This is a genomic window from Tistrella bauzanensis, from assembly GCF_014636235.1.
Classification (GTDB): domain Bacteria; phylum Pseudomonadota; class Alphaproteobacteria; order Tistrellales; family Tistrellaceae; genus Tistrella; species Tistrella bauzanensis.
Genome location: NZ_BMDZ01000107.1, coordinates 1 through 10,470, shown reverse-complemented (window position 1 = coordinate 10,470; position 10,470 = coordinate 1). Strand labels below are relative to the sequence as shown.

8 protein-coding genes and 1 pseudogene are annotated in these 10,470 nt (G+C 66.6%); 2 read left to right on the top strand and 7 right to left on the bottom strand.

The annotated features are described in order from the left end of the window. Positions 1 to 81 precede the first annotated feature (81 nt). Positions 82 to 342: pseudogene (locus tag IEW15_RS23940) on the top strand (MipA/OmpV family protein); the annotation flags it as partial. A gap of 67 nt (positions 343 to 409) precedes the next feature. Here IEW15_RS23940 and IEW15_RS23935 read toward each other — a convergent pair. From IEW15_RS23935 to IEW15_RS23905, 7 genes are all read right to left on the bottom strand, one after another. Next, complete coding sequence (locus IEW15_RS23935; RefSeq protein ID WP_188582806.1) at positions 410 to 1,303, bottom strand: SDR family oxidoreductase; 894 nt, start codon at positions 1,301 to 1,303, stop codon at positions 410 to 412. Between the two features lie 126 nt (positions 1,304 to 1,429). Then, positions 1,430 to 2,380 (bottom strand): LysR family transcriptional regulator, encoded by a 951-nt coding sequence (locus tag IEW15_RS23930; protein WP_188582804.1) that lies wholly within the window; start codon positions 2,378 to 2,380, stop codon positions 1,430 to 1,432. Positions 2,381 to 2,473: 93 nt separating this feature from the next. Further along, entirely contained in the window at positions 2,474 to 4,249 is a 1,776-nt protein-coding gene (locus IEW15_RS23925) for a M14 family metallopeptidase (protein WP_188582802.1), read from the bottom strand. Positions 4,250 to 4,265: 16 nt separating this feature from the next. Beyond that, positions 4,266 to 5,114, bottom strand: coding sequence for an ABC transporter permease (locus IEW15_RS23920; protein WP_188582799.1), 849 nt, complete (start codon positions 5,112 to 5,114; stop codon positions 4,266 to 4,268). A gap of 9 nt (positions 5,115 to 5,123) precedes the next feature. After that, positions 5,124 to 6,047 carry an ABC transporter permease gene (locus tag IEW15_RS23915; RefSeq protein WP_188582797.1) on the bottom strand — a complete coding sequence of 308 codons (924 nt, stop codon included), beginning with the start codon at positions 6,045 to 6,047 and terminating at the stop codon, positions 5,124 to 5,126. Between the two features lie 96 nt (positions 6,048 to 6,143). Beyond that, entirely contained in the window at positions 6,144 to 7,682 is a 1,539-nt protein-coding gene (locus tag IEW15_RS23910; protein WP_188582795.1) for an ABC transporter substrate-binding protein, read from the bottom strand. 79 nt (positions 7,683 to 7,761) lie between these two features. Beyond that, the gene (locus tag IEW15_RS23905; RefSeq protein WP_188582793.1) at positions 7,762 to 9,594 is read right to left on the bottom strand and encodes an ABC transporter ATP-binding protein; all 1,833 of its coding nucleotides are present in this window, start codon (positions 9,592 to 9,594) and stop codon (positions 7,762 to 7,764) included. A gap of 297 nt (positions 9,595 to 9,891) precedes the next feature. On the opposite strand from IEW15_RS23905, the gene IEW15_RS23900 reads away from it, so the two are divergent. Beyond that, positions 9,892 to 10,449 carry a 50S ribosomal protein L11 methyltransferase gene (locus tag IEW15_RS23900; protein ID WP_188582791.1) on the top strand — a complete coding sequence of 186 codons (558 nt, stop codon included), beginning with the start codon at positions 9,892 to 9,894 and terminating at the stop codon, positions 10,447 to 10,449. Positions 10,450 to 10,470: the final 21 nt, after the last annotated feature.

The window sequence follows — 10,470 nt, the reverse complement described above, 5'->3', positions numbered from 1 at the left end:
GGAGGACGGGCCGCCTCACGCCGTCCCAGGCGACGGTGACGCTCTAAACCAGCCCGCCGCGCTCATTGCGCGACAGCCTCCTGGTCGGACGACAAGTACATGGATAGCTACTTCGGTATCAACCCGACGCAGTCGGCGCGCTCCGGCCTGGCGCGGTTCAACCCAAAGTCTGGCTTTAAAGCCGTCGGTGCGGAACTCGGCTTCGTCTATCCCGTCTTCGAAAACTGGGAGATTCTCACGATGATCGAATACTCTCAGTTGATCGGTGATGCGGCGGATAGCCCGATCAGCAAGGACGATAGCGTTCTCTTTGGTGGGCTGACCGTCTCCTACAAATTCTGAGCGGTTATTGTGGGTCAACCCTCATTGTCGAGGCATTTTATCCCAATCCCCACCACAGCTATAGGTTTCAAGCGAAATACCCGCTCCCTGTCATGTCGTCGAGCAGGCCGGCGCCGGTTGGATGCCAGCCCAGCGATTGCTGCGTGATCGTGCTTGAGACCGGATTGTCGAGCGATACAAACGGGGTCAGCCAGCCGAAATAGGCCGCGGCGTCGGCGGGGTCGAGGTGGCGGACCGGCAGGTTGAGGGGGGTGGCGATGGTGGTTGCGATGTCGCGCAGGGTGATGCCCTCTTCGGCAACCGCGTGCAGCACCGCGCCCGGCGGGGCGGATTCCACGGCCAGACGATACAGGCGCGCGGCATCGGCGCGGTGCACGGCCGGCCAGCGGTTGGTGCCGTCGCCGATGCAGGCGGCGAAGCCCTTCTCGCGGGCGAGGGTGATCAAGGCCGGTACGAAGCCGTGATCGCCGGCGCCGTGAACCGAGGCGGGAATCCGGATGGCGGCGGTCCGGAGGCCGGTCTCGGCCGCCCGAAGCACCGCCCGTTCCGAGGCGCCGCGCGCGCCGAGCGGGCCTTCAGGGGCAAGCGCATCGGTTTCGCAGCCCGGCCGACCACCTGGCAACAGCACGGTCACCGAGGTGGCGATGACCGGCTTGTTCGACCCCGCCAGGGCGTCGGTCATTGCGGTCACGGCCAGCCGATCGGCTTCGGCCGCGGCCGCATAGGCGGTGAAATCGTGGATGAAGGCCGCATGGATCACGCCATCGCAGCCGGTGGCGCCCGCGGCAAGGCTGGCGGGGTCGGTGATGTCGCCGGAATGGGCCTCGGCACCCAGGGCGTGGAGCGTCGCAACCGCCCTGTCGGTCGGGGCCAGCCCCAGCACGCTGTGGCCGGCGGCGAGCAGTTCCCTGACGATCGCCGAGCCGATGAACCCGGTCGATCCTGTTACGAAGACGCGCATGTCAGCCTCACATCGACAGTTGGAACGGCATGTGTTCCTGTCCTGCGGGTTTACACGGCCCCTGGGCATGCGGGCTATGACCAAGGTCGGGTCATCGCCATCAGGTTTTCGCATGAAGGCCAACTGTCAGGCAACGCCGGCCAGGATGCGCCGGCGCAGCCATGTCATGCCGTCGTCCGTATCGGTGCGGTCGTGCCAGATCATGCAATAGGTGAAGCCGCCCGCTTCCGGCAGATCGAGAACCACCACCCCGGCCATGGCGGCGACCAGATCGGCGATGCGGCGCGTGATGCACAGCACGTGATCCGACCCGGTCAACAGCAGCGGCCCCGACAGAAAATACGGCGTGGTGAAAGTGCCAGTCGTGCCCCCGCCGAAGGCCGCCAGGATATCGCCGCCGAAGGCCGCCAGCGGATCGTCGATTTCGGTCCTGGTGCCGTCTATATAGGACAGACGCACGCGCGGCAGCCGGGCCAGCCGGGCGGCAGCCACATGGCCGTGCCGGTCGCGATGTGCCAGCACCGGATGATCATGCCGCACGACGCAGGCGAAGCGTTCCTCGAACAAGGCCTGATGATGAAAGCCCGCCGGCAGAGGATCATCGGTATAGAGCGCGACATCGACATGGCCGCTTTCGAGGTCGTCGAGGGTGTGCGTGGTCCATGGCCGCACCTCCAGCGAAATGCCCGGCGCGCTCTGGGCCAGATCCCGCGCCAGCCCGGTCAGCACCACCGCCGATCCATAATCGGTGGTGGCGACACGCACCTGCCGTGTCGATGTCGCCGGATCGAACCTGTCGCCGGAGAACAGCCGGTCGGTTGCCGCGAGCGTTTCGGCGAGATGCGGTATCAACCGCGCCGCGCGGACGGTGGGAACATAGCCGGTCCTGGTCCGGACGAGCAGCGGATCGTCGCCGAGCGCGCGGCGCAACTGCGCCAGCAGTCGGCTGGCGGCCGGCTGGCTCAATCCCATCACCTCGCCGGCGCGGGTGATGTTTCGCAGCTCCAGAACCAGCGCCAGAAAGCGCAGGGCCCGGATGTCGATATGACCGACGCCATGATCATCTGAAATCCGCATGACGACAGTATGATCATTGCAGGCGCGCACCTGTAAAGCCGATCGTGGCGCAGGCCGGACCGCCCGGCCGCCCCCCGCGCGATGCCGGCAGGTTCAATCGCCGTTCAGAGCCTGATCCGCATCCCCCATGACCTCCTGCCAGGCCTCATACGCCGCCAGCACCGCCCGCGACTGGGCGTCATGCGCCAGGCGGAAGGCGTCGCCATAGACGGTTTCATCGGGGTATTCGGTGATCAGGGTAACGGCGGGGGCCTGGGTGGCGTGTTCCGAGACCATGCAGGGGATGCCGTCGATGACCTCGAAATCCAGGCGGCCGGCATGGATTTCGTAGAGGGCGATCTGGTAGGCGTTGAGGGCGGCGAGGGCCGGGATCTGCGCCAGCGCCGCTGTCACCCGGGTGAGCAGGGTGCGGGCGGGCGCTTCCCAGCCGGGGTGGTGGCGCAGGATCAGGAAGATGCCCTTGGGCACCGTCCACATCTCGAAACCGCGCGGGACATAGCCGGTCAGCGGCCGGGTCCATTCATGCGATGGATAGCCATGCAGGTTCAGATGCAGCCGCGCGCCGCTGAGGGCCAGGGCCTCGGCGCGGATCGCCGCCTCATAGGGCAGACCATCGGCGCGGCGGTATTCCAGATCGTCGCCCAGTGCCGTATAGCGCGCGGCATGGTGCATGTGGCGCGGCTGCGTGCGGGCAAGGCGACGGTGCAGGGCATAGCCGTCGGGGTTCTCGACCGGGGCGATGGTGACATGCGCACCTGGCCGTTCGGCCAGCAGGGCGGCGGCGCGCAGCGCGCCGGCAACCCCTGAGACCTCGTTGGCATGCTGGCCACCGCTGATCATCACCGGATGGTCGCTGCCGGCGATATAGCGCGCCGGCACCGTCCGGCCGGCGCGCGACCCGGCGGTGAACACCCGCCCGCCGATCCGGTCGAGTTCGGCGCGGATCCGCGCCATGCCGAAGGGCGCCTCGGCGCCGTGCAGCGGCTGGTCGGGCCAGTCGGCCTCGCCCATGTCGAGGGGGCGGGTCTCGATCCGCAGCCGGATGGTGCCGTCGCTGGCGCGGATATCGGGCAGGATCTGGCCGGGCTGGATGTCGCGGGCGCCGACCGGCCGGCCGGTCCGGCGCTGGATATGCTCAAGCACCGAGAAATATAGCTCTTCGTGCAGCGCTTCATGCAGGCTGACCGCTTCCTCGCCGACCGGCAGCGCCATATCCCGGCCCGGCAGATCGATGCGGATCTCCAGCGCCTCGAAGAACGGCTCGTCCTGACCCCAGTCGTGATCGGCGATCACCGCCATGGCGCGGTGAAACAGGGTCTCATAATCGGTTGGCAGGCGTTCATCGATCCGGCGGCCATCGGGGTGGCTGACGCGCAGCCAGCCGGTGGGCGACAGGCGCATCTCGCCCAGGTGATCGGGCGCCAGATGGTTGGGCGCCGGCACCGACAGGTTGGTGACGGCGCCGTCGGCCGCTTCCAGCCGGACCTGATAGGCGGGGTGCGAGGCGTCAGAGGCGCCTTGCGCGCTCAGGCCGACGGCCGCCTCGCCCAGCATGCCGGCCAGCGGATAGGCTTCCAGCCGGAAGCGGTTGTCGCCTGCCGGCGGGACCACCGGATAGCTGACGTCGACGCGCGCGAACGGCCCGGCCGCGCGCGGATCTTCCATGAACAGGCCGATCAGCGGCTTATAGGCCGGGTGCAGCCGGGCGGTGATGCCGGCGGCCCGGAACCGTGCCTCGGCTGCGCGCCGTGACGCCGTGTCTTCGAACAGCCAGGTATCGAGCGTGGCGCCTTGCCAGTCGGGCGTGGCATAGCGGGCGAGCAACTGGTCGAGCGTGCGCGGGAAGGTCTGGTCGATGAGCAGGGTCATAGGGGCGTGATATCCGTCAGGCCTGGGTGCGGCCGGTGGGGTCGAGCCGGTCGCGCAGCCAGTCTCCCAGCAGGTTGAGGCCCAGCACGGTCAACAGGATGGCGAGACCGGGAAACACGCTGACCCACCACGCGTTCTGCAGATAGGTCCGGCCATCGGCCAGCATGCCGCCCCAGCTTGGAATGGTGGGATCGACACCAAGCCCCAGGAAGGTGAGCGAGCTTTCCAGCAGGATGTTGGTGGCGACGTTCAGGGTCATCAGCACCACCACCGGCCCCGCCAGATTGGGCAGCAGGTGGATGAACAGGATGCGGATGTCGCGCACCCCGATCGCGCGGGCGGCATGGATGAATTCGCGGTCGGCGAGCGACAGCACCGAGCCACGGACCAGCCGCGCATACTGCACCCATTGCGAGGCGATCAGCAGAATGATGGTGTTGACGAGCCCGCCACCGACGATGGCGATGAAGGTGATGGCCAGCAGAATAAAGGGCAGCGCCAGTTGCACATCGGCGAAGCGCATCACCACCATGTCGGAAATGCCGCGGTAATAGCCGGCGATCAGCCCCATCACCACGCCGATGGCCACGGCGCCGGCCACGGAGGTGAAGCCGACCAGCAGCGAGATCTTGCCGCCGTTCACCACCCGCGCCAGCACGTCGCGGCCCAGCGGATCGGTGCCCAGCGGATGTGCCCAACTCTGGAAGGGCAGGGTCAGGCGGGCCATCAGGTTGATTGTCTCGCCGCCATCGGGAAACAGCAGCGGCGACAACAGGACCAGGGCGGTCATGCCACCGGCCAGGATGACACCCAGAACCAGTTCCAGGCCTGGGCCGCGACGGGTCTGCGGGCGGGCGCTTGCCATGGGGGTCTCCTAGCGGGTGCGGATGCGCGGATCGATCAGCCCATAGGCGATATCGACCAGCAGGTTGATGGCGACGATCAGCAGCGCCAGAACGGTGATCACCGCCTGCAACACCGGATAGTCGCGGCCGGCGACCGCATCGAAGGCCAGCGTGCCCAGCCCCGGCCAGTTGAACACCCGCTCGATGACCACGATGCCGCCCAGCAGGCCGCCGAATTGCAGGCCGAAATAGGTGACCAGCGGTATGGCGCAGTTTCGAAGCGCGTGTTTATAGAGCACCTTGCGCTCGCTGAGGCCCTTGGCGCGCGCCACCTGCACATACTGGGCACGCAGGGTTTCGAGCATGGCGGAGCGCACCAGCCGGACATTGGTCGCGGTCAGGATGATGCCCATGGTGACGGCGGGCATCACGAAACTGGCGATGCCGTCCATGCCCGATGGCGGCAGCCAGCGCAGCGTGATCGAGAACATCAGCACCAGCATGATCGCCAGCCAGAAATTCGGAAACGACAGCCCGGTCAGCGACAGGATGCGGATGACCTGATCGACGCCCCGCCCCCGATTGACGGCGGCATGGATGCCAAGCGGGATGGAGATGGCGATCGACACGATCATCGAGGTGAAGGCCAGCGCCAGCGTTGCCGGCAGCGCCTTCGCGATCAGCAGCGACACCGAGGTGCCGCCGAGAAAGCTGCGCCCCATATCGCCGGTGAACAACCCGGTGACGAAATCGAGATATTGCGACAGGAAGGGCTCGTTCAGGCCCAGCGCCTGACGGATGTTGTCCAGATCCTCCTGCGTCAGGCTGCCGGCACCCTGCGACAGCATCAGCGCCGGATCGCCGGTCAGACGGATCGCGAAGGACACCGTCAGCGTGACGGCGAAAAGGACGAATGCCGCCTGAAGCAGGCGCTTGAGCAGAAAGCCGGCCAAGGGGCAGCCTCCGGACGGATGAGCGGCGGCCCATCCGCCAGGGGCGGGGGCACCTGGCGGATGGATCATGGGACGATGGGTGGTGGCGTTGTTGCGTCAGTCGACGGTGACGTCGGTCAGGCGGATGCGGTTATCCGGCGGTGCGACGAAGCCCTTGACCCGCTTCGAGACGCCGAAGATCTCGTTCAGATTGAACAGCGGCATCTCAAGTGCCCGGTCGGCCGCATAGGCGGCGATGCCCTGCAACACCTTCTCACGCGCCGCCGGATCGGTCATCGAGCGCTGACGCTCAAGCAGGGCGTCGAGTTTCGGGTCGGAGTCATAGGGGTTCCAGCGTTCGCCGGTGTGGTACATCAGATAGGCGGTGTTGTCGTAGTCGAGCGTCCAGCCGCCCCATTTCTGCTGGAACATCGCGCCCGACTTGCCCTGCGGGATGATGTCGTTCAACAGGACATTGGTCTCATAGGGCTTGATGGTGGCGGTGACGCCGACCATGCCCAGATAGCTGGCCACCGCCTGTGACACCTCGGCGAAGGTGGCGTCATTGCCGCGGATATCGATCTGAACCGCGGCCCCCGGCGCCACGCCGGCCTCCTTCAGCAGCGCCTTCGCCGCCTCGGGATCATAGGCCAGCGGCTTCATCGCCGGGTCGTAGCCGAACGACAGTTCCGACTGGAAGCTGGCGATCTGGCTGGCCTGCCCGCCCAGAATGGCGTCGATGATCGTCTTGCGGTCGACGGCCATGATCAGCGCCTTGCGCACGCGCGCATCGGCGGTGATGCCGTCGCGGGTGTTGAAGCGCAGCGCATAGACGGTCGGGCTGGTGACGCTGACCACCTCAAGCCGGTCATCGGCCTTGATGGTGTCGACCATCGAAATCGGGATGGTCGGCGGCACGACGATATCGACCCGGCCGGCCTGCAATTCGGCAACCGCGGTCGCGGGCTCGGGAATGAAGCGATAGGTGACGGTGTCGAGCTTGGGCGCGCCGCCCCAATGATCGGCGAAGGCCTCCAGCGTCACCGAGACCTTGGGGTCATAGGCGGTCATCCGGAACGGACCGGTGCCGACGGGGTTGGCGTTGACATAGGCCTCGTCGTGCTCCGCCACATATTTCGGCGGCATGATCATCGCGCCATAGCCGGAAAGCTTGGTCAGCAGCACCGGATCGGGCTGCTTCAGCACGAAGTCGACCGTGGTGTCGTCGATGATGTTGATCCGGTCGATGACCGTATAGTTCGAACGCTGCGGCCCCTTCTTGCCATCTTCACCCAGCAGGCGGTCGAAGGTGAACTTCACCGCGTTCGCGTTGAACGGCTCGCCATTGTGGAAGGTGACGCCCTCGCGCAGCTTGAAGCGCAGGCGCTTGCCTTCATCCAGCACCTGCCATTCGGTGGCCAGCGCCGGCTGAAGCTTCAGGTCGGGGCCGCGATAGACCAGACCGTCATAGATGTTGGTGGCGACCGACGACCAGTTCACCAGGAAGGTATCGATCGGATCCCAGCTTCCGGGATCCTGCGGCGAGGACAGGGTCAGGCTGCCGGCCGCCTGGGCGCCGGCGGTCATGCCAAGCGGCAGGGCTGCGGCCAGCGCCGCGGACAGTAGCAGACGCTTCGTGGTCCGGAGGTGTTTCATGATCGTCTCCACAGGAGTGTACGCGTGGACGTGGGCCTCGATATCAGGTCGCAGCCTGCGGTCTTGATGCCGCTGGTGTTCATACTGCCTGGGCCACCATATGGTCGGCGGCCACGGCCTGAAGTTTCACGATATCGGGCAGATCGCCGACGCGGCGCACCGGGCTCGGGATCTCGCCATCGAGCATCGGCCGGTCGGGGCGCCGGGTCGGGTCGGCCACCGGCACCGCCGACAGCAGTTTGCGGGTGTAGGGGTGCATGGGGCGCTCGAACACCGCGGCGCGGCTGCCAAGCTCGACGATCTGGCCCAGATAGAGCACGGCGACGCGGTGGCTGATCTTTTCCACCACCGCCATGTCATGGCTGATGAACAGATAGGCGAGCCCCTCGTCGGCCTGCAACTCCATCAGCAGATTGATGATCTGGGCCTGAACCGACACATCCAGCGCCGACAGCGCCTCGTCGGCGATGATCAGCTTCGGCCGGGAGGCGAGCGCGCGCGCGATGCAGATCCGCTGGCGTTGTCCGCCGGAGAATTCATGCGGATAGCGCCCGGCGACGGACGGGTCCAGTCCGACGCGTTCCAGCAACTCGCCGACCCGCGAGCGGATCGCGGCGGCACCGTCGATCAGGCCGTGGGTGGTGATCGGCTCGGCGATCGAGAAGCCGACCGTGCGGCGGGGATCGAGCGAGGCGAAGGGATCCTGGAAGATGTACTGCACATGCCGGCGCAGGCGCCGGCGCTCGGCCGCCGACATCGCGGCCATCGAGCGGCCCTCAAACATCACCTCGCCGCCGGTCGGATCCTGAAGCTGCTGGATGGTGCGGCCGATGGTCGACTTGCCGGACCCGCTTTCACCCACCAGCGACAGGGTCTCGCCCGGCCACAGATCGAGATCGACCGCCTCGACCGCATGGACCCGGTGGGTGACCCGGCCCAGCAGGGTGCGCTTCACGTCGAAGCGGGCTTCCAGATTGCGCAGGGTCAGGATCGGCGGCTGATCGTAGCGGGCGGTGTCCTGCACGGTTTCGACCCCCACCACGCGCGACTGCTCGCCATCCATGATCGTCAGCGGCAGGCGCTTCGGGAAGGGTTCGCCGGTCATCGAGCCCAGCGCCGGAACCGCCGACAGCAGGGCGCGGGTATAGGGATGTGCCGGCCGCGCGAAGATATCGGCCACGGCACCTTCCTCGACCTTGCGGCCGCGCCACATCACCACCACCCGGTCGGCGACCTCGGCCACCACGCCCATGTCATGGGTGATGAAGATCACCGCCATGCCCAGCGTCTTCTGAAGATCGCGGATGATGGTCAGGATCTGGGCCTGGATGGTGACGTCCAGCGCGGTGGTGGGTTCGTCGGCGATCAGCAGCTTCGGCCGGCAGGCCAGGGCCATGGCGATCATCACCCGCTGGCGCATGCCGCCCGACAATTGATGCGGATAGCGCTTCAGCATCGCCGCCGCATCGGGCAGCCGCACCATATCGAGCAGTTCGCGCGCGGCGGTGAGCGCCGCCGGTTTCGAAGTGCCTTCATGCAGCATCAGCACCTCGGCGATCTGGTCGCCGATGGTGAAGACCGGGTTCAGCGAGGTCATCGGCTCCTGGAAGATCATCGCGATATCCTTGCCGCGGACCTTGCGCATCTCGTCGGTGCCAAGCCGCGCCAGATCGACCTGCCGGCCCCCGGCATCGAACAGGATCCGGCCCTGGTCGATGGTGCCGTTTATATGGTCGATCAGCCGCATGATCGCGAGCGACGTGACCGATTTGCCCGAGCCGCTTTCACCGACGATGGCAAGGGTGCGGCCGGCCTCGACCGTGAACGACACCTCATCCACGACCCGGCTCGTGCCGAAGCGGACGCTGAGCGAGCGCACGTCCAGAAGAGAATCCCGGCTGGAATGCGGCATCGGCGCTCCCGTGTCTGCTGCCAATCCGGGCCGCGCGCCCGGCTGCGCGGCACCGTCTCCCCAGACGGTGCCTGCTGGTGTCGTATTTGACACCGTGTTGCGACAAAATTATTTTTCCGACATTTTGTCAATAAATTCTTGTCGACATGTCGCATGCAGGGCGCCACCGGACGCCAGGGGCGCCGCAGCCCTTGAGCGGCGGTCCGGTCGGGATCGCCAAGGCAGTTGTCTATGGGCGCTGATCGCGACATGATCACCGGCGATACACCGCCCATTGATGCCAGGATCCTGTTCCGCATGACGATCAGCGCCGACAGCCTTGCGAGGCAGCTTCACGACAAACCCTTGCCGCTCGTCCGCCTGGCAGCGGTGCTGTGGGCGAAGGGAAAAAAGGACGAGGCTCATGCGGCCTGTCTTCACGCCCTGGAGGTTGGCGCCGATCAGCCGGAGGTGGTGATGCTGGCGCGGGATCTTCTGGCCCGCAGCGTGCCCAAATGGCATTTCGGCATCGTGCGCGATCAGGTGCGCAATGATGCCTATGAGGCGGCGTTGAAGCGGGCGGTCGGGCCGGAAAGCCATGTGATGGAAATCGGCACCGGCAGCGGCATTCTGTCGATGATGGCGGCGCGGGCCGGCGCGGGGCGGGTGACGACCTTCGAGATGAACCCGATGGTGGCCGATGCCGCGCGCCGGATCATCGCCCGCAACGGCCATGACGACCGCATCACGCTGGTGGCGAAGAAATCCTCCGATGCCCTGGTGGGCGAGGATGTCGATGGCCGGGCCGATATTCTGGAGCCTGTTGCAGAATGGGTCTTCGGAATGTGTCGCGATCGCAGTGAGATCCGCCCTTGAGCCTGCGGCCGGCGCCTGATT